At 74.2% G+C, this 18,551-nt stretch carries 16 protein-coding genes and 2 tRNA genes; 15 read left to right on the forward strand and 3 right to left on the reverse strand.

All coding sequences use genetic code 11. The features are described 5' to 3' along the window. Positions 1-259 precede the first annotated feature (259 nt). The 6 genes from dnaN (at position 260) to ACI79O_RS13030 (ending at position 6,913) form a co-directional block, all read left to right on the forward strand. Positions 260-1,468, forward strand: a complete 1,209-nt coding sequence (gene dnaN / locus ACI79O_RS13005) for a DNA polymerase III subunit beta (RefSeq protein ID WP_456875768.1) — start codon at positions 260-262, stop codon at positions 1,466-1,468. A 74-nt stretch (positions 1,469-1,542) separates the two neighbouring features. Beyond that, positions 1,543-2,475, forward strand: coding sequence for a phosphogluconate dehydrogenase (NAD(+)-dependent, decarboxylating) (gene gnd / locus ACI79O_RS13010; RefSeq protein ID WP_456875769.1), 933 nt, complete (start codon positions 1,543-1,545; stop codon positions 2,473-2,475). Between the two features lie 66 nt (positions 2,476-2,541). Then, positions 2,542-3,705: a DNA replication/repair protein RecF gene (gene recF / locus ACI79O_RS13015; RefSeq protein WP_456914345.1), complete on the forward strand. Its 1,164-nt coding sequence runs from the start codon at positions 2,542-2,544 to the stop codon at positions 3,703-3,705. Further along, the gene (locus ACI79O_RS13020; protein WP_456886548.1) at positions 3,702-4,202 is read left to right on the forward strand and encodes a DUF721 domain-containing protein; all 501 of its coding nucleotides are present in this window, start codon (positions 3,702-3,704) and stop codon (positions 4,200-4,202) included. The genes recF and ACI79O_RS13020 overlap by 4 nt, the downstream gene beginning before the upstream one ends. Positions 4,203-4,242: 40 nt before the next feature. Continuing rightward, positions 4,243-5,124: a hypothetical protein gene (locus ACI79O_RS13025; RefSeq protein WP_456914346.1), complete on the forward strand. Its 882-nt coding sequence runs from the start codon at positions 4,243-4,245 to the stop codon at positions 5,122-5,124. 7 nt (positions 5,125-5,131) lie between these two features. Then, positions 5,132-6,913, forward strand: a complete 1,782-nt coding sequence (locus ACI79O_RS13030) for an ABC transporter ATP-binding protein (protein WP_456886545.1) — start codon at positions 5,132-5,134, stop codon at positions 6,911-6,913. 159 nt (positions 6,914-7,072) lie between these two features. On the opposite strand, the gene ACI79O_RS13035 is transcribed toward ACI79O_RS13030, so the two are convergent. Continuing rightward, a complete protein-coding gene (locus tag ACI79O_RS13035) occupies positions 7,073-8,587 on the reverse strand; it encodes an SDR family oxidoreductase (RefSeq protein ID WP_456886543.1) in 1,515 nt (504 codons plus the stop codon). A gap of 292 nt (positions 8,588-8,879) precedes the next feature. On the opposite strand from ACI79O_RS13035, the gene gyrB reads away from it, so the two are divergent. The 8 genes from gyrB (at position 8,880) to ACI79O_RS13075 (ending at position 16,426) form a co-directional block, all read left to right on the forward strand. Then, positions 8,880-10,913: a DNA topoisomerase (ATP-hydrolyzing) subunit B gene (gene gyrB / locus ACI79O_RS13040; protein WP_456875775.1), complete on the forward strand. Its 2,034-nt coding sequence runs from the start codon at positions 8,880-8,882 to the stop codon at positions 10,911-10,913. 113 nt (positions 10,914-11,026) lie between these two features. Next, on the forward strand, positions 11,027-13,495 hold the full coding sequence (gyrA, locus tag ACI79O_RS13045) for a DNA gyrase subunit A (protein ID WP_456914347.1): 2,469 nt from the start codon (positions 11,027-11,029) through the stop codon (positions 13,493-13,495). A gap of 156 nt (positions 13,496-13,651) precedes the next feature. Beyond that, complete coding sequence (locus ACI79O_RS13050) at positions 13,652-14,452, forward strand: DUF3566 domain-containing protein (RefSeq protein ID WP_456886541.1); 801 nt, start codon at positions 13,652-13,654, stop codon at positions 14,450-14,452. A 60-nt stretch (positions 14,453-14,512) separates the two neighbouring features. Beyond that, a tRNA-Ile gene (locus tag ACI79O_RS13055) sits at positions 14,513-14,586 on the forward strand. A gap of 75 nt (positions 14,587-14,661) precedes the next feature. Further along, entirely contained in the window at positions 14,662-14,811 is a 150-nt protein-coding gene (locus tag ACI79O_RS13060) for a DLW-39 family protein (protein WP_456875778.1), read from the forward strand. Positions 14,812-14,851: 40 nt separating this feature from the next. Then, positions 14,852-14,924: transfer RNA gene (locus ACI79O_RS13065), tRNA-Ala, on the forward strand. 63 nt (positions 14,925-14,987) lie between these two features. After that, positions 14,988-15,524 (forward strand): peptidylprolyl isomerase, encoded by a 537-nt coding sequence (locus tag ACI79O_RS13070; RefSeq protein ID WP_456886540.1) that lies wholly within the window; start codon positions 14,988-14,990, stop codon positions 15,522-15,524. Positions 15,525-15,661: 137 nt separating this feature from the next. After that, positions 15,662-16,426, forward strand: a complete 765-nt coding sequence (locus ACI79O_RS13075) for a rhomboid family intramembrane serine protease (protein ID WP_456886538.1) — start codon at positions 15,662-15,664, stop codon at positions 16,424-16,426. Between the two features lie 9 nt (positions 16,427-16,435). Here ACI79O_RS13075 and ACI79O_RS13080 read toward each other — a convergent pair whose 3' ends face one another. Both ACI79O_RS13080 and crgA read right to left on the reverse strand, forming a co-directional pair. Beyond that, positions 16,436-16,843: a PH domain-containing protein gene (locus tag ACI79O_RS13080; RefSeq protein WP_456886536.1), complete on the reverse strand. Its 408-nt coding sequence runs from the start codon at positions 16,841-16,843 to the stop codon at positions 16,436-16,438. 503 nt (positions 16,844-17,346) lie between these two features. After that, positions 17,347-17,619, reverse strand: a complete 273-nt coding sequence (gene crgA / locus ACI79O_RS13085) for a cell division protein CrgA (protein ID WP_456875782.1) — start codon at positions 17,617-17,619, stop codon at positions 17,347-17,349. 149 nt (positions 17,620-17,768) lie between these two features. On the opposite strand from crgA, the gene ACI79O_RS13090 reads away from it, so the two are divergent. Further along, positions 17,769-18,545 (forward strand): DUF881 domain-containing protein, encoded by a 777-nt coding sequence (locus ACI79O_RS13090; protein WP_456914348.1) that lies wholly within the window; start codon positions 17,769-17,771, stop codon positions 18,543-18,545. The last annotated feature ends 6 nt before the right edge of the window (positions 18,546-18,551 follow it).

Raw genomic sequence — 18,551 nt, forward strand, 5'->3', positions numbered from 1 at the left:
GAGGAGCAGGGAGAGGAGCAGGGAGAGGAGCAGGGAGAGGAGCAGGGAGAGGAGCAGGGAGAGGAGCAGGGAGAGGAGCAGGGAGAGGAGCAGGGAGAGGAGCAGGGAGAGGAGCAGGGAGAGGAGCGACCTGGAGGGACGGGAGTGGACACCTGATCGGGTCCCGGGTTCCCCCACCCACGCCCCGACGGGCACGATGAACTCCGCAACAGGCGAGAGAGCACCGCCCCCGGTCCTGCACGGACGCCGGGGACCACGGGTGCGCAGACGACAGCAGTGGACCGTGCAGAGCTGGGGTGGGTCGGTCATGGAGTTCCGGGTGACACGCGAGGTGCTCGCCGATGCCGTCGCGTGGACGGCGCGCAGCCTCCCGCCGCGCCCGTCGGTGCCGGTGCTGGCCGGCATCCTGCTCGAGGTCGACGGCAGCCAGTTGTCGGTGTCCGGCTTCGACTACGAGGTCTCCGCGCGCGCGGAGGTCGACGTGCAGGCCGCCGAGAGCGGGCGGGTCCTGGTCCCCGGCCGGCTGCTGGCCGAGATCACCCGCGCGCTGCCGCCGCACCCGGTCGACATCCGCGCCGAGGGGCCCCGGCTGTCGATCACCTGCGGCAACGCCCGGTTCAGCCTGCCGACCCTGCCGGTGGAGGACTACCCGTCGCTGCCGGCGATGCCGTCGTCGGCCGGTGTGGTCGACAGCGACGTCTTCGCCGAGGCGGTCGGCCAGGTCGCCGTCGCCGCCGGGCGCGACGACACCCTGCCCATGCTCACCGGCGTGCGCCTGGAGATCGAGGACGACCGGGTGACGCTCGCCGCCACCGACCGCTACCGGCTGGCCGTGCGCGAGTTCGCCTGGCGCCCGGAGACCCCGGGACTCTCCGCCGCGGTGCTGGTGCCGGCGCGCACGCTGGCCGACGCCGCCCGCACGCTGACCAGCGGCCCCGAGATCACCGTCTCGCTGTCCTCCGGGGGCTCCGGCGAGGGGATCCTGGGCCTGTCGGGCAAGGACCGGCAGACCACCACCCGGCTGCTCGACGCCGAGTTCGTCAAGTACCGGGCGATCATGCCCTCCGAGTCCAGCGCCAACGCGACGCTGCCGGTCGTGCAGTTCACCGACGCCGCCAAGCGCGTGGCGCTGGTCGCCGAGCGGGGCACGCCGCTGCGCTGCGAGTTCACCCCCGGCCAGGTCACCCTGCGTGCCGGCGGCAGCGACGACGAGGGCCAGGCCGAGGAGCGCTGCGACGTCGAGTTCGACGGCGATCCGCTGACCATCGGCTTCAACCCGACGTTCCTGCTCGACGGGCTGGCCGCGGTGCACACCGGCCGCGCGCGGATGGACTTCACCAGCCCGCTCAAGCCGGCCGTGCTCTCCGGCGTCGAGGAGCCGGCCGCCGACGACGGCGACGGCGCCCGCCCGGCCGAGCGGCCCGGGAGCTACCGCTACCTGATCATGCCGGTGCGCCTCCCGGGCTGACGAAGGGCCCTGCAGGAGGGCCGCCCGCCGGGCACGATGAGCACCGGTCGACACCGCGACGAGAGGACGAGGACGTGCAGCTGGGGCTGATCGGGCTGGGCAAGATGGGCGGCAACATGCGCGAGCGGCTGCGTCGCGCCGGTCACGAGGTGGTCGGCTTCGACCACCACCCCGAGCGGCGCGACGTCGGCAGCCTCGAGGAGCTGGTCGGCGCGCTCCCGGCGCCGCGGGTGGTCTGGGTGATGGTGCCCGCCGGGGAGCCGACGCGGGCCACGGTCAAGGAGCTGGCCGGACTGCTCGAGCCCGGTGACGTGATCGTGGACGGCGGGAACTCGAAGTACACCGACGACCAGGTGCACGACGTCATGTGCCGCGAGAAGGGCATCGGGTACGTCGACGCCGGGGTCTCCGGCGGGGTGTGGGGCCTGGAGAACGGCTACGCGCTGATGGTCGGCGGCACGAAGGAGGACGTCGCCAAGGTCCAGCCGGTGTTCGACGCGCTCAAGCCGCCGTCGCCGACCGACGAGACCGGCCAGGAGCTCCCCGGCGCGGGCTTCGTGCACGCCGGCCCGGTGGGTGCCGGGCACTTCAGCAAGATGGTGCACAACGGCATCGAGTACGCGCTCATGCAGGCCTACGGCGAGGGCTACGAGCTGCTGGCCGCCGTCGACCTGATCGAGGACGTGCCCGGCGTCGTCAAGTCCTGGACCCAGGGCACGGTCATCCGCTCCTGGCTGCTGGACCTGCTCGTGCGTGCCCTCGACGAGGACCCGTCCCTGGACCGGATCCGCGGCTACGCGGAGGACTCCGGCGAGGGCCGCTGGACGGTCGAGCAGGCCATCGAGAACGCCGTCCCGATGCCGACGATCGCCGCGTCGCTGTTCGCCCGGTTCGTCTCCCGCCAGGAGGACTCGCCGACCATGAAGGCCGTCGCCGCGCTGCGCCAGCAGTTCGGTGGGCACGCCGTCCACGCGGTGCAGGCGCAGGAGGTCGAACGGCCCGCGTGAGCGCGCGCTCCGGACTCCAGGACTGCCTTTATCGCGATAAAGGCACCTCGCCCGGCTCGGGCTGAGGTGTACGTCCGGCACCTCCAGCTGGTCGAGTTCCGCAGCTGGGAGAAGGTCGACCTGGCGCTGCGGCCCGGTCCCACGGTGGTCGTCGGCCGCAACGGCGAGGGCAAGACGAACCTCGTCGAGGCGGTCGGCTACCTCGCGACGCTGGGCAGCCACCGGGTGTCCGGCGACGCGCCCCTGGTCCGCCACGGCGCGGGCCAGGCGGTGGTCCGGGCGGCGCTGCGCCGCGAGGACCGCGAGCTGCTGGTGGAGGTCGAGATCAACCCGGGCCGGGCCAACCGGGTCCGGGTCAACCGCTCCCCGCTGCCGCGGCCGCGGGAGGTGCTCGGCCTGGTCAAGAGCGTGCTGTTCGCCCCGGAGGACCTCGCGCTGGTCCGCGGCGACCCGGCCGAGCGGCGCCGCTTCCTCGACGACCTGCTGGTCAGCCGCACGCCCCGGCTGGCCGGGGTGCGCAGCGACTACGACCGGGTGCTCCGGCAGCGCAACGCCCTGCTCAAGACCGCGCGGCTGGCCCGCGGCGACGCGCTGGCCACCCTGGACGTCTGGGACACCCACCTGGTCGAGCTCGGCGGTCAGCTGCTGGCCGCCCGCCTCGGGCTGGTGGCCGACCTGGCCCCGCACGTGGCCCGGTCCTACGCCGCCGTCGCCGGGCCCGGTGCCGCCGCCGCGGGGCTGGGCTACGCCAGCACCGTGCCGCTGGCCGGGGACGGCGCCGCGCTGCCGCCGGACGCGCCGGTGCCCCGGGCGGCCGAGCTGTCGGCGGCGCTGCGCGAGCGGGTCGCCGAGCGCCGCCGCGAGGAGGTCGACCGCGGCATGACGCTGGTCGGCCCGCACCGCGACGACCTCGTGCTGCACCTGGGGCCGGCGCCGGCCAAGGGCTTCGCCAGCCACGGGGAGTCGTGGTCGCTGGCGCTGGCCCTCAAGCTCGGCTGCTTCGCGCTGCTGCGCGCCGACGGCGAGGAGCCGGTGCTGGTCCTCGACGACGTCTTCGCCACCCTCGACGCCGGGCGGCGCGCCGCGCTGGCCGAGGTCGCCCGCTCCGCCGAGCAGACCCTCATCACCGCCGCCGTCCTCGACGACGTGCCCGAGGAGCTGCGCGGCGCCCGGGTGGAGGTCGGCGAGGGGACGGCCATCCTGGTCGCCGACGAGGAGGGGACCCCGTGAGCGACGAGCGGCCCGCGCGGCCCAGCGACATCGCCCGCGCCGCGCTGGAGGCGGCCCGCGCGGCGTCGGCGGCGCGCCCGGCGCCCACCCGCCGCCGGGTGGCCGGCCCGCGGCGGAACTGGACCGGCCCGCGTCCCGGCGACGACGACCCGCAGCCGCTGGCCCGGCTGGTCGACTCGCTGGTCAGCGCGCAGGACTGGACCGAGCACACCCGGGTGGGGGCGGTGTTCGGGCGCTGGTCGGCGCTGGTCGGCCCGGACATCGCGGCGCACTGCCGGCCGGAGACGCTGACCGAGGGCGAGCTGCTCGTCGTCGCGGAGTCCACCGCGTGGGCCACCCAGCTGCGGCTGCTGGCCCCCACCATCCTGGCCCGGCTGCGCGCCTCGGTCGGCGGGGACGTGGTGACCCGGTTGCGCGTTGTCGGACCGACGGCCCCGAGCTGGAAGAAGGGCCCGCGGTCGGTCCGCGGGCGGGGGCCCCGCGACACGTACGGATGAGGGACGCCGGGCGCCGGCGTCCCGGGAGGACGGTGCAGCGATGAGCAGCCCGCGCGACGACGACCCCCGCGGCGACGACCCCCGAGCCGGTGGACCCGGGCCCGACGGCTCCGGGCCCGACGGCTCCGGGCCCGACGGCTCTGGGCCCGACGGCGACCGGCGGCCCGGCGACGGCGGCTGGCAGGAGCCGGCCCACCTCGGCGACACCGACCGCGACGCCGACCGCGGGGGCGAGCGGGACGCCGAGCGGGACCGCGAGCCGGCCGGCGCCGCCCCGGGCGCCATCACCTGGGCCCCGCCGGCCCGGCGCCCGCGCACCCCCGGCGTCGTCGAGCAGGTGTTCCGCTACCAGGGCGACCCCGTCGGCGCGCAGGGCTGGGCGCTGCAGCACGGCTGGGAGATCTCCGACGGCACCGCCCCGCAGGACGCCGTCCTCGCCGAGCTGGTGGCCACCGCTCCCGTGCGGGCGACGAGGGAGCACCGCCCGGCGGGCGTGATGCGCGGCCGCGCCGGCAGCCTGGAGCTGGTCGCGTTCGACGTCGTCTTCGTCGACAAGCGGAGCGTGGTGCCGGAGTACGCGGTCACCGCGGCGCCGGTGCTGCTGCCGCTGCCGCCGCTGCGGCTCGCGCCGGCCCGCTTCTGGCGGCACCGCACCGGCGGCCTGCTGCACCTGCCCAGCGGCGACCCCGCGTTCGACGCCCGCTGGGTGCTCCTCGCCGCGGAGGACACGCCCGGGGTCCGGCGGCTGGTCGAGGACGCGACGGTGCGCGGCCTGCTCCTGGGCAGCGACGACGGCGACGAGTTCTGGACCGCGGCCGGTCACCTCGCCGCGGTGCGCCCCGACGGCCAGCGCCCCGAGCTGATCGAGCACCACGCCCGCCTGCTGGGCGCGATGGTGGCCGCGCTCGCCGGCGTCTTCTGACGCCTCGATGACCACTGCCGGGACCACTCCCGGAACCACCGCCGAGTCGGCGCCGGCCGCCGGCCTGCGCGAGCTGCTGCCGCTGGTCCGGCCGCACCGCCGGCCGCTGCTGCTGGCCGCCGGGCTCTCACTGGTGGGTGCGGCGGCCGCACTCGCGCAGCCGGCGCTGACCGGGCGGGTGATCGCCGCGGTCGGCGCCGGTGACCCGCTGCTGCCCGCCGTCGCCCTGCTCCTGCTGGTGCTCGTCGCCGGGGCGGTGCTCGACGCGGTGCAGTCCTACCTGCTGCAGCGGACCGGGGAGGGCGTGGTCCTCTCCACCCGCCGGACGGTCGCCGACCGGCTGCTGCGGCTGCCGGTCGCCGAGTACGACCGGCGTCGCACCGGGGACCTGATGTCCCGCGTCGGCGCGGACACCACCCTGCTGCGGGCCACGGTGACCTCCGGTGTGGTCGAGGTGGCCGGCTCCGCGGTGGTCGCCGTCGGGGCGCTGGCGGCGATGGCGCTGGTCGACGTCTGGCTGCTGCTGGTCACCGTCACCGCCGTCGCGGTCGGCATGACCGTGGTGGTGCTCAGCAGCCGGCGGGTGCGGAGGCTCTCCCGCCGGGCGCAGGACGAGGTCGGCGCGATGACGGCGGCCGTCGAGCGGGCGCTGTCGGCGGTGCGCACCATCCGGGCCAGCGGCGCCACCGCGCGCGAGGTCGACGCCGTCGGGACCAGCGCGGAGCGCGCCTACCGCGCCGGGGTGTCGGTGGCCCGGGTGCAGGCGCTCGTGGCGCCGGCCGGCTCGATCGCCGTCCAGGGTGCGTTCCTCGCCGTCCTGGGGCTGGGCGGCTACCGGGTGGCCACCGGCTCGATCGCCGTCGCCGACCTGGTCGCGTTCATCCTCTACCTGTTCCTGCTGGTCATGCCGCTGGGCCAGGCGGTGTCGGCGTGGACGCAGCTGCAGACCGGGCTGGGTGCGCTGGCCCGCATCCAGGAGGTCCTCGTCCTCGAGCCCGAGCGCGACGACGCCCCCGAGGTCGGCGGCGCCACGACGGCGCCCCGGGTGCCGGCGCCGGGCGTGCCGCTGCTCGAGCTCGACGACGTCTCCTTCGCCTACCCGGACGGGACCGCGGTCCTCGACGGGGTCTCGCTCACCGTGCCGGCCGGCAGCCGGGTGGCGCTGGTCGGGCCGTCGGGGGCGGGCAAGTCGACGGTGCTGGCGCTGGTCGAGGGCTTCTACCCGCTGACCGGCGGCACGATCCGGTGGGCCGGCACCGACGTCCGCCGGCTGCCGCGGTCCGCGCTGCGCGCCCAGCTGGGCTACGTCGAGCAGGAGGCGCCGGTGCTGGCCGGCACGGTGCGGGAGAACCTGCTGCTCGCCGCGCCGGCCGCCGCCGACGACGAGCTGTGGGCGGTGCTCGCCGACGTCGGCCTCACCGGCGTCGTGCAGCGCTCACCGCGCGGGCTCGACGTCCCGGTCGGTGACGAGGGCGTGCTGCTCTCCGGCGGCGAGCGGCAGCGGCTGGCCATCGCCCGGTCGCTGCTGTCCCGTCCGGCGCTGCTGCTGCTCGACGAGCCCACCGCCAGCCTCGACGCCCGCAACGAGGGGCTGCTGCGCGAGACGCTGGCCGCCGCGGCCGCCGACCGGGCGCTGCTGGTGGTCGCCCACCGCCTGTCGACCGTGCTCGACAGCGACCAGATCGTGGTGCTCGACGCCGGTCGCGTGGTCGCGCGCGGCACGCACGAGGAGCTGCTCGGGACCAGCCCGCTCTACCGCGAGCTCGCCTCCGCCCAGCTGCTGGTGTGAGCGCCGCCGTGGGGAGCACGGCGGGGGCTGGCGACGCCCGCCCCCGCCCCGCGGTGCCCGACCTCGCTCTGCAGCGTGAGGTCGGGCACCGCGGGGCGAGGGCCGCCGCGGGCGGTGAGGTCCACCGCCGTGGAGCCCGGCGGCCGACCAGGTGCACCGCTATGCGGCCTGCCCGGCCCGCATGTCCCCGGTCTCGTCGAGGGCCTCGGCGGCGCGGGTGATGTTGCGGACCATGCTGCCGAAGACGATCCCGTGGAACGGCGAGATGCTCCACCAGTAGAGGTGGCCGAGCAGGCCGTGCGGGTGGAACGTCGCCCTCTGCCGCAGCCGGGCGCGCCCATCCCCGCCCTGTTCCACGTGGAACTCCAGCCAGGCCAGGCCCGGTAGCCGCATCTCCGCGCGCAGCCGCAGCAGCCGGCCCTCCTCGCGCTCCTCGACCCGCCACCAGTCCAGGGCGTCGCCGACGTGGAGGTCGCGGGGGTGCCGCCGGCCACGGCGCAGGCCGACCCCGCCGACCGCCCGGTCCAGCCAGCCGCGCACCTCCCAGGCCAGCGGGAAGCTGTACCAGCCGGTCTCCCCGCCGATCCCCTCGACCACCCGCCACAGCGCCTCGGGCGCGGCGTCCGTCTCCCGCGTCCGCTCGTCGAGGTAGAGGCTGCCGCCGGCCCAGTCGGGGTCGCTGGGCAGCGGGTCCGACGGCGCGCCGGGCACCGAGGCCCCGGTCCACCGCGTGACGACGTCGTGGTCCCGGACCCGCTGTACGGCCAGCCGCACGGCGTCGTCGAAGCCGAGGAGACCCTCCGGCGGGTCGGGCACGTACCGCGCGATGTCGTGCTCGGAGCAGACGACGGTGTTGCGCAGCGACTCCACCAGCGGCCGGGCGATCGAGGCGGGCACGGGCGTGACGACGCCGACCCAGTGGCTCGACAGCGACGGCGTGAAGACCGGGACCGGCAGGATCCGCCGCCGGGTCAGGCCGGTCACCTCGGCGTAGCGCTGCATCATCTGCGCGTAGTCCATGACGTCGGGGCCGCCGATGTCGAAGCAGCGGTGCACGTCGGGCGGCAGCGTGGCGCAGCCGACCAGGTAGCGCAGCACGTCGCGGACGGCGATCGGCTGGATGCGGCTGTGCACCCACCGCGGGGTGACCATCACCGGCAACCGCTCGGTGAGGTAGCGCAGCATCTCGAACGACGCCGACCCCGACCCCAGGACCACCGCTGCGCGCAGCACGACCGTCGGCACGCCCGAGTCGAGCAGCACGCGGGCCACCTCGGCGCGCGAGCGCAGGTGCGGGGAGAGCTCCTCGTCCGCCGGCTCCAGGCCGCCGAGGTAGACCAGCCGGCCGACGCCGACCCCGCGCACGGCGCGGGCCATCACCTCGGCGGTCCGCCGGTCCCGCTCCTCGAACTCGCGACCCGCCGCGAGGGAGTGGACGAGGTAGTAGACGACGTCGACGCCGGCGCACGCCCGGGCCACCGCCTCCTCGTCGGTGGCGTCCCCCTCGGCGACCTCGACCTCTCCGACCCAGGGCCGGTCGCGCAGCTTGGCCGGCGAGCGGGCGAGCACCCGGACGCGGTGGCCGGCGGCGAGCAGCTCGGGCACGAGGCGGCCGCCGACGTAGCCGGTGGCACCGGTGACCAGACAGGTGAGTGCGCGGTCGGCGGACTCCATGTCGACGAGTCTGCGAGCGGTCGGCGGCCGGTGCCCGGCGGCCGGACCGGTTCCGGCCCGTGAGCGCTCCTGGGCGGGCGTGTCGGGCCCGGGGGCAGGACCGGTGGTGCGATCGGTACCGCGAGTGGCGCAGACGCGTCGTCAGGGCGTGCACGACGCCGTTCTTGTCGGTGGACCCGGTAACATGGACGGCAGGAATCCCCAGCATCCGGCTGAGTGGCGCTGTGCGCCCTCGGGACCCTCCCCGCGCGGGCCGTGCCCGCGTGCCGGCTGCGCGACAGAAGGGCCCCACGTGGTCGCTCGGACCCAGACCGACACCAGCTACTCCGGCAGCTCCATCACCGTCCTCGAGGGGCTCGAGGCGGTCCGCAAGCGGCCCGGCATGTACATCGGCTCCACCGGCGAGCGCGGCCTGCACCACATGGTGTGGGAGGTCGTCGACAACTCCGTCGACGAGGCGCTGGCCGGCTACTGCGACACCGTCCGCGTCACCCTGCTCGCCGACGGCGGCGTCCGGGTCGAGGACAACGGCCGCGGCATCCCGGTCGACCTGCACCCCCGCGAGAAGCGGCCGACCGTCGAGGTCGTCATGACCGTGCTGCACGCCGGCGGCAAGTTCGACGGCAAGAGCTACGCCGTCTCCGGCGGTCTGCACGGCGTCGGCGTCACCGTCGTCAACGCGCTGTCCACCGCGCTCGAGGTGCGCATCTGGCGGGACGGCAAGGAGTGGCACCAGTCCTACGCCATGGCCAAGCCCGGTCCGCTCGAGGAGGTCGGCCCGACCACCAAGCGCGGCACCCAGATCACCTTCTGGGCCGACGGCGGCATCTTCGAGACGACGACCTACTCGTTCGACACCATCAGCCGCCGGCTGCAGGAGATGGCCTTCCTCAACAAGGGCCTGACCATCGTCCTGCGCGACGAGCGCCCCGGGCACGGCAAGGCCGACACCGGGCTGGGCGACGAGAAGTCGGTCGCCCTGGAGGCCACCGCGCCGGGCGCCGAGGACGCCGCCTTCGAGCCCACCGAGATCACCTACCGCTACGACGGCGGCCTCGAGGACTACGTCCGTCACATCAACGCGAAGAAGACCCCGATCCACCGCTCGATCCTCGGCTTCGGCGACGAGGGCGTCGGCAAGAACGACATGCGGATGAGCGTCGAGGTCGCGATGCAGTGGTCCGACGCCTACTCCGAGTCGGTCTACTCCTTCGCCAACACGATCAACACACACGAGGGCGGCACCCACGAGGAGGGCTTCCGCACCGCGCTGACCTCGATCGTCAACCGCTACGCCGTCGAGAAGAAGCTGCTCAAGGAGAAGGACGAGAAGCTCACCGGCGAGGACATCCGCGAGGGCCTGGCGGCGATCGTCTCGGTCAAGATCGGCGACCCGCAGTTCGAGGGCCAGACGAAGACCAAGCTCGGCAACACCGAGGTCAAGGGCTTCGTGCAGCGCATCTGCAACGAGCAGATCGCGCACTGGTTCGAGGCCAACCCGGCCGAGGCCAAGACCATCATCACCAAGGCCGCCTCGGCCGCCCGGGCCCGGCGGGCCGCGCAGGACGCCCGCAAGCTCGCCCGCAAGAACCTGCTGAGCAACAACTCGCTGCCGGGCAAGCTGGCCGACTGCCGGTCGACCGACCCGCGCAACTCCGAGGTCTACATCGTCGAGGGCGACTCGGCCGGCGGCTCGGCCAAGTCCGGCCGCGACTCGATGTTCCAGGCGATCCTGCCCATCCGCGGCAAGATCATCAACGTCGAGAAGGCGCGCATCGACCGGGTGCTCAAGAACACCGAGGTCCAGTCGATGATCACCGCCTTCGGCACCGGCATCCACGACGAGTTCGACCTGTCGAAGCTGCGGTACCACAAGATCGTGCTGATGGCCGACGCCGACGTCGACGGCCAGCACATCCGCACGCTGCTGCTCACCCTGCTGTTCCGCTTCATGCGGCCGCTGGTCGAGGCCGGCCACGTCTACCTGGCCCAGCCGCCGCTGTACAAGATCAAGTGGGGCGGCAAGTGGGGCGACCAGTACGCCTACTCCGACCGGGAGCGCGACGCGCTGCTGGCGGCCGGCAAGCAGGAGGGCCGCAAGGTCCGCGACGAGATGATCCAGCGGTTCAAGGGGCTCGGTGAGATGAACGCCAGCGAGCTCTGGGACACCACGATGAACCCGGAGTCCCGCCTGCTCCTGCAGGTCACCCTCGACGACGCCGCCACCGCCGACGAGCTGTTCAGCATCCTCATGGGCGAGGACGTCGAGGCCCGCCGCAGCTTCATCACCCGCAACGCCAAGGACGTCCGCTTCCTCGACGTGTGAGGAAGGACCCCCTCGCACCCCCCCGCCTCGCTCCGCGCAGGCGGAGGGTCCCTGCGAGGGGGTCTTCCAGCACCGACCAGCGACATCGTCCTCCGATCGTGGAGATCTGAAACGTGACCGAGACACCCACCCGCGACCGCGTCGAGCCGGTCGACCTCCAGCAGGAGATGCAGCGCAGCTACATCGACTACGCGATGAGCGTGATCGTCGGCCGCGCCCTGCCGGAGGTCCGCGACGGCCTCAAGCCGGTGCACCGCCGCGTGCTGTTCGCGATGTACGACCAGGGCTTCCGCCCCGACCGCGGCTACGTCAAGTGCGCCCGTCCGGTCGCGGAGGTCATGGGCAACTACCACCCGCACGGCGACTCGGCGATCTACGACGCCCTCGTGCGGCTGGCCCAGCCGTGGTCGATGCGCTACCCGCTCATCGACGGCCAGGGGAACTTCGGCTCGCCGGGCAACGACCCGCCGGCCGCCATGCGCTACACCGAGTGCCGGCTCACGCCGCTGGCCATGGAGATGCTGGCCGGCATCGACGAGGAGACCGTCGACTTCCAGGCCAACTACGACGGTCGCACCCAGGAGCCGCTGGTCCTGCCGGCGCGCGTGCCGAACCTGCTGATCAACGGGTCGGCCGGCATCGCGGTCGGCATGGCCACCAACATGCCGCCGCACAACCTGCGCGAGGTGGCCGAGGCGGTGTACTGGGTGCTCGAGCACCCCGACGCCGAGCCGGAGGAGGCGCTCACCGCGTGCATGGAGCGGGTCAAGGGCCCCGACTTCCCCACCTACGGCCTCATCGTCGGCCGCGAGGGCATCGAGGACGCCTACCGCACCGGCCGTGGCTCGGTGAAGATGCGCGCCGTCGTCACCGTCGAGGAGGACGCGCGGGGCCGCGTGCAGCTCGTCGTCACCGAGCTGCCCTACCAGGTCAACCCGGACAACCTGGCCGAGTCGATCGCCGAGGCGGTCAAGGACGGCCGGCTGCAGGGCATCAGCGAGATCGCCGACGAGTCCAGCGACCGCGTCGGCCGGCGGCTGGTCATCACGCTGCGCCGCGACGCCGTGGCCAAGGTCGTGCTGAACAACCTCTACAAGCACACCCAGCTGCAGACGTCGTTCGGCTGCAACATGCTCTCGATCGTCGACGGCGTCCCGCGGACCCTGCGGCTCGACGAGCTGGTGCGCAACTGGGTGCTCCACCAGATCGAGGTCATCCAGCGGCGCACCCGCTACCGGCTGCGCAAGGCCGAGGAGCGCGCGCACATCCTGCGCGGCTACGCCAAGGCCCTCGACCAGCTCGACGCGGTCATCGCGCTCATCCGCAACAGCCCCTCGGCCGACTCCGCCCGCACCGGCCTCATGGAGCTGCTCGAGGTCGACGAGGTCCAGGCGACGGCGATCCTCGACCTGCAGCTGCGCCGGCTGGCCGCCCTCGAGCGGCAGCGGATCATGGACGAGCTGGCCGAGATCGAGGCCCGCATCGCCGACCTGCAGGCGATCCTCGACTCCCCGGATCGGCAGCGGCAGATCGTCCGCGACGAGCTGGCCGAGATCGTCGACAAGTACGGCGACGACCGGCGCACCCAGTTCGTCGCCAACGAGGGCGACGTCTCGGTCGAGGACCTCATCGCCGAGGAGGAGGTCGTCGTCACCATCACCCGCACCGGCTACGCCAAGCGGACCAAGAGCGACCTCTACCGGTCGCAGCGCCGCGGCGGGAAGGGCGTGATGGGGGCGGCCCTCAAGCAGGACGACCTCGTCGACCACTTCTTCGTGGGCTCCACCCACGACTGGATCCTGTTCTTCACCAACAAGGGCCGGGTCTACCGGGCCAAGGCCTACGAGCTGCCCGAGGCCAACCGCACCGCCCGCGGCGCACACGTGGCCAACATCCTGGCGTTCCAGCCCGACGAGCGGATCGCCCAGGTCATGCAGATCAAGGACTACTCGGTCGCGCCGTACCTGGTCCTGGCCACGGCCAACGGGCAGGTCAAGAAGACGCGGCTGTCGGACTTCGACAGCCCGCGCAGCGGCGGTGTCATCGCGATCAACCTGCGCGAGGGCGACGAGCTGGTCGGGGCCGCGCTCATCGACCCCGACCTGGACCTGCTGCTGGTCACCCGGGCCGCGATGTCGATCCGGTTCAAGGCCGACGACGCGACCCTGCGGCCGATGGGCCGGGCCACCGAGGGCGTCCGCGGGATCTCGCTGTCCCCCGGGGACCGGCTGCTGTCGATGATCGTGGTCGAGGAGGGCGTCGACGTCCTCGTCGCCACCGAGCGCGGCTTCGCCAAGCGGACCGGCATCGAGAACTACCCGCCGCAGGGCCGCGGCGGGAAGGGCGTGCTCACCGCCGACCCGAAGGCCCGCAAGGGTGCCCTGGTCGGGGCCCTGTCGGTGCGGCTCGGCGACGAGCTCTACGCCATCACGTCCGGCGGCGGGGTGATCCGGACGCCGGTCAACGGCGTGCGCCACAACAAGGATCGCGCGACCATGGGCGTCAAGCTCATGAACTTGCCCGAGGACGTGACGATCGTGGCGATCGCCCGGACGACGGACAACGACGAGCCCGCCGCCTAGGGTGAGACCGGGAGCACGGTGGGGCGTGACGGCAGGTCACGCCCCACCCCCGGCTCCCAATGACGGACACGACCGGCGCCCGGGCGCCTCCGGCACCGCGCCGGGGCACCCGGACGCGAGAGCGCGGCGAGGGCCGCAGGCGAACGGGAGAACGGCATGAGCGACCGGCCGCAGGCGGTGCGCACCGGGGTCCGCCCGGAAGGCGCAGCCGGAGCGGACGGAGCCCCGGCGACGGGTTCGGCGCCCGTCACCGGTCAGACCCCCGGTCCGTCCGGAGCCTCGCCCGCGGGCGCGAGCGCGGCCGGCGGGGGCGCGTCCCTGACCAAGCCGGTCACCGGCGGGCTGGCCGCGCAGCAGGCCCCGCCGCAGCCGCCGTCCGCTGCCCCGCAGCAGGTCGCGCAGCAGCACCAGCGGCCGGCCGACGCGACGATGCCGCCGCCGTCGGGTGTCACGCAGGTGGCACCGCCGGCCACGGCCGCCCCGCGGCCCCCGCAGCAGGCGCCCGCGCAGCAGGCCGTGCCGCAGCAGGCGCCGCCCCAGCAGGCGGGCCAGCAGGCCGGCCGGCCCGCCGCCAAGGGCCGTGGCAACCGCGGTCCGCGCCGGGCCCGGCTGCAACTGCGGCACATCGACACGTGGTCGGCGCTGAAGATCTCGCTGGTCCTGTCGATCGCGCTGTTCTTCATCTGGATGGTGGCGGTCGGGGTCCTCTACGGCGTCCTGTCCGGCCTGGGCGTCTTCGACACCCTCAACGACCTGTTCGGCCAGCTCGGCACGTCCTCGGGCGGCGAGGGCGGCGGCGACGTCATCACGCCGGGCATCGTCTTCGGCGGCGCGGCGGTCATCGGCGCCATCAACATCGTGTTGATGACGGCGCTGGCCACGATCGCGGCGTTCATCTACAACCTCTGTGCCGACCTCGTGGGCGGTCTCGAGGTCACCCTCGCCGAGCGGGACTGAGCGGCCGGGGCCCCGCCCGCCGGGGCCCCGGACCGGCCTTGTAAGCTGGTCGAGGTCCACGGGCCTGTAGCTCAGGCGGTTAGAGCGCATCCCTGATAAGGATGAGGCCGGAGGTTCAAGTCCTCCCAGGCCCACCCGTGAACCGGTGCCCACGGCACCGCGGCAGCGCGGCCCCGTCCGTGGCCGCGGTCGTTCCCAGGAGGTACCGAGTGCTCAAGCAGCTGGCCCTGGTCGCCGCGGCGGCCGGCGCCGTCGCCGCCCTCCGTCGTCGCTCCGCCGGCACCGGCAAGGCCGAGGCCGACCTCTGGCACGAGGCCACGAGCGGCCCGGACGCCGTCAGCCGCCCCACCACCCGCTGACCCGCGGCCCCGTTCCGGGGCCACTCCGGGCAGCACCCCCGGGGACGTAGCTCAATTGGCAGAGCACCGCCTTTGCAAGGCGGGGGTTAGGGGTTCGATTCCCCTCGTCTCCACTCCTCCGACGCGCTCCTGACCTGGCCCGGCCCGCCCGGCGGCGGGGATGGGAGAGTGGGGGCGTGACCGAATCGACCTCGCCCGCCCGCCGCGCGGTGCTGCACACCAACCACGGCGACATCACCGTCGACCTGTTCCCCGACCACGCGCCCAAGACGGTCGCGAACTTCGCGGACCTGGCCGAGGGCCGCCGTGAGTGGACGCACCCGGCCACCCGCGCGAAGACCACCGACCCGCTCTACGACGGGACGATCTTCCACCGCGTCATCAGCGGGTTCATGATCCAGGGCGGGGACCCGCTCGGTCAGGGCTTCGGCGGCCCCGGCTACCAGTTCGGCGACGAGTTCCACCCCGAGCTCGCCTTCGACCGCCCGTACCTGCTGGCCATGGCCAACGCCGGGCCCGGCACCAACGGCTCGCAGTTCTTCATCACCGTCGGCCCCACGCCGCACCTCAACCGCAAGCACACGATCTTCGGCGAGGTGGCCGACCAGGCCAGCCGTGAGGTCGTCGACCGCATCGCCACCGTGCGCACCGGCCGCAACGACAAGCCGGTGGAGGACGTCGTCATCCAGTCGGTCGAGGTGCAGCGCAGCTGACCAGCTCCCCACCCGACGAGGGCACCGGCGGCGCCGCACCGCCGCCGGTGCCCCCGCCGGCCACCTGTTACCGGCACCCCGACCGGCCCACCGGCATCCGCTGCACCCGCTGCGACCGGCCCATCTGCCCGGAGTGCATGACGCCGGCGTCGGTCGGCTTCCAGTGCCCCGACGACGTCCGCGCGGGCAACGCGGGGGTGCGCCGGCCGCGGCCGGTCTCGAGGTGGAGCGCCGCGCGCCGGCGCTTCGGCCCCGTCACGGCCACGCTCGTGGCGGTCAACCTCGTCGTCTTCGTCGTCACCGCCGTCTCGGCGGTCTCGGTCGGTGAGAGCCCGCTGGACAACTTCCGCTCGCCGGTCTTCGCCGACTTCTCGCTCGTCCCCGTGCTGGTCGACGTCTACGGCCAGGACTGGCGGCTGATCACCGGGGCGTTCCTGCACATCGGGATCACCCACCTGCTGCTCAACATGCTCAGTCTGCTGCTCTTCGGCCCCGAGATCGAGGCCCGGCTGGGTTGGTGGCGCTACCTGTCGGTCTACCTCCTCTCCGCACTCGGTGGCGCCGTGGCCATCGAGCTGTTCGGCGACCCCGCCCGGCCCGTCGCCGGCGCCTCGGCGGCGATCTACGGGCTCCTCGGCGCCCTGGGCGTGCTGATGGTCGCCGCCCGCCAGGACCTGCGTGGCCTGCTGACCCTGCTGGCCATCAACGTCGTCATCAGCTTCCTGCCCAACGTGTCCCTGCTCGGGCACCTCGGCGGCCTGGTCGCGGGCCTGGTCGCCACCACGCTGCTCGTGCTCACCCGGCGCCGCGTCGCGCTGCAGGCCGCCGCACTGGCCGCCCTCGCGGTCGTGCTGGTCGTCCTGGTCCTCGTGGTGCCCGTGCCGGTGACCGTCCTGGGCTGACGGCCCGCGTCACCCCGGGCGCAGCGCCTCCAGGGCCAGCGCGACGGCGGCCGGGTCGGCGCCCAGGTCGCGGCGGCCCAGCAGGACCAGCGTGCCGTCGTCGTCCGGGCCGCTGGCGGTGTCGAGCTCGAGCAGCTGCGAACGCACCCCCAGCCGGCGGGTGTCCCGCAGCCGCACCCTCAGGCCCGGCCAGGCCAGCCGGGTGTGCCCGGCCAGGGTCCGGACCACGACGCCGCCGGGACCGGCCGACAGCCGCGGCCGGAGGACGACGTCGCGCAGCACCAGCGCGAGCAGCAGGACCCCGGCGGCGCCGACCAGCACCCGGCCGGCGGTGTCGAGGGTCAGCGCGGCCAGCACCAGCAGCACGCCGCCCGTCCCGAGCACGACCGTCTCCGCCGTCCGCGCCGACCACTGCACGTCCCCACCCTCCCAGGCCGGTGGACACACCGCCGTCGGCTCCGTCCACAGGGACGCGGGGCTGGGGACGAGGGGTCGTCACTGGGGATATGCCCTGTTCGGCGCGCGTGTCGACTCCTCGACAGCACCCACCCGCTCGCGGTGCGTGACCGTCCGGTGCCTGCGGTCATGTCGACTCGTCCACAGCTGGGTACACAGCTGGGGACAAAGCACAGACCTGTAGTTACGCGGCCGTCCTCCAGGCCACACGAGTCCCACCTCTGGCATAGGCGCAGGTCAGCGCGGTGCTGTCGAACAGGCGTTCTCCACATGTGGTGGACAACCCTGGGGGCGGAACGTCATGTCGATCTGTGGATCCACCGACGGCCTGTGCACAGCGGTCCACACCCCCCGGCCGGGCCCGGCGCAGGGCTGGTGTAGGGGTCCCGGGACGCACCAGGCCCCCGTCCCGGGAGGGACGGGGGCCTGGTGACGTGCCGGAACGGGGCGGCAGAGGCCCGGTGTCAGCGCCAGCGCATCGACATGACGAGCCCGACGACCATCGCCCCGAAGCCGATGGCGAAGTTCCACGCCGACAGCGAGACCATGAAGGGGATCCGGTCACCGGCCACGTAGTAGACGACGATCCACAGCAGGCCGAGCAGCATGAGCGTGACCATGAGCGGCGCGTACCAGCGGGGGCTGGGCTGGACGGCGCGGGCGGCCGCGGAGCGCGACTGCAGCACGCCCTCCGGCGGCGTGTAGACCGACTTCTTGCGGACCTTGGACTTGGGCACCGGGACCGACTCCTGCTGACTCGCTCGGGGTGCCGGTCCGTCGCGACCGGCACGATCGCCTCCCAGCCTAAGCTGCGAGACGACCACCCCGGTCGCGCCGACCGTCCTGCCGGGCGTCGCGCCGTCCCTCCCGTCCTCCTGGAGCCCCCGTGACGCCCTCGGAGTCCCCGGCCGCGGGACCGGGACCGGTCCGGCGCCGGCGGACCGCCTGGGGCGCGCTCGTGCCGGTGGTCGCGCTGGCCGCGGGGCTGCTGTTCGCCACCTCGGGCCAGACCGCGCAGGGGTCGGACCTGCGCGCCGGCGACGTCACCGAGCTCTCGGCGCTCATCGCCGAGCGCAACGAGGTCATCGCCGAGCAGGAGGCCCAGCTCGCGGAGCTGCGGCGGCAGGGCCAGGTGCTCACCGACCAGGCCGCCGGCCGCGACGGCGCGGTCGCCGCCGCGCAGGCCGACGGCGATCAGGGCTCGGTCTCGGCGGGCGTGGTGGCGCTGCGGGGCCGGGGGGTGGAGATCACCCTGGACGACGCCCCGCGCCGGCCCGACGGCAGCCTGCCGGCCGGTGCCCGTCCCGACGACGTCGTCATCCACCAGTCCGACGTCCAGGCCGTGGTCAACGCCGTCTGGGCTGCCGGTGCCGACGGCGTGGCGATCATGGACCAGCGGCTCATCGCGACCAGCGCCGTCCGCTGCGTGGGCAACGTGCTGCTGCTGCACGGCCGGACCTGGTCGCCGCCGTTCGTCGTGACCGCCGTCGTGGACCCCGCCGCCGTCCGGGCCCAGCTCGACGCCTCCCCGCAGGTGGCGGTCTTCCGGCAGGCGGTCGAGGACTTCGGTCTCGCCTTCGCCGTGCGGGACCGGCCGGAGGTCCTGCTGCCGGCCTACACCGCGCCGCTGGACATGGCCTACGCCACAGCCGCTGACGGCTGAGCCGCG

Source organism: Geodermatophilus sp. SYSU D00696 (assembly GCF_054050235.1).

What these genes read in the sequence shown, in the direction of transcription:
- ACI79O_RS13035 (WP_456886543.1), bottom strand. Translation starts at nt 8,587, where the DNA reads ATGGAGTCCGCCGACCGCGCACTCACCTGTCTGGTCACCGGTGCCACC.
- ACI79O_RS13025 (WP_456914346.1), top strand. Translation starts at nt 4,243, where the DNA reads ATGAGCAGCCCGCGCGACGACGACCCCCGCGGCGACGACCCCCGAGCC.
- ACI79O_RS13050 (WP_456886541.1), top strand. Translation starts at nt 13,652, where the DNA reads ATGAGCGACCGGCCGCAGGCGGTGCGCACCGGGGTCCGCCCGGAAGGC.
- ACI79O_RS13075 (WP_456886538.1), top strand. Translation starts at nt 15,662, where the DNA reads ATGACGCCGGCGTCGGTCGGCTTCCAGTGCCCCGACGACGTCCGCGCG.
- ACI79O_RS13030 (WP_456886545.1), top strand. Translation starts at nt 5,132, where the DNA reads ATGACCACTGCCGGGACCACTCCCGGAACCACCGCCGAGTCGGCGCCG.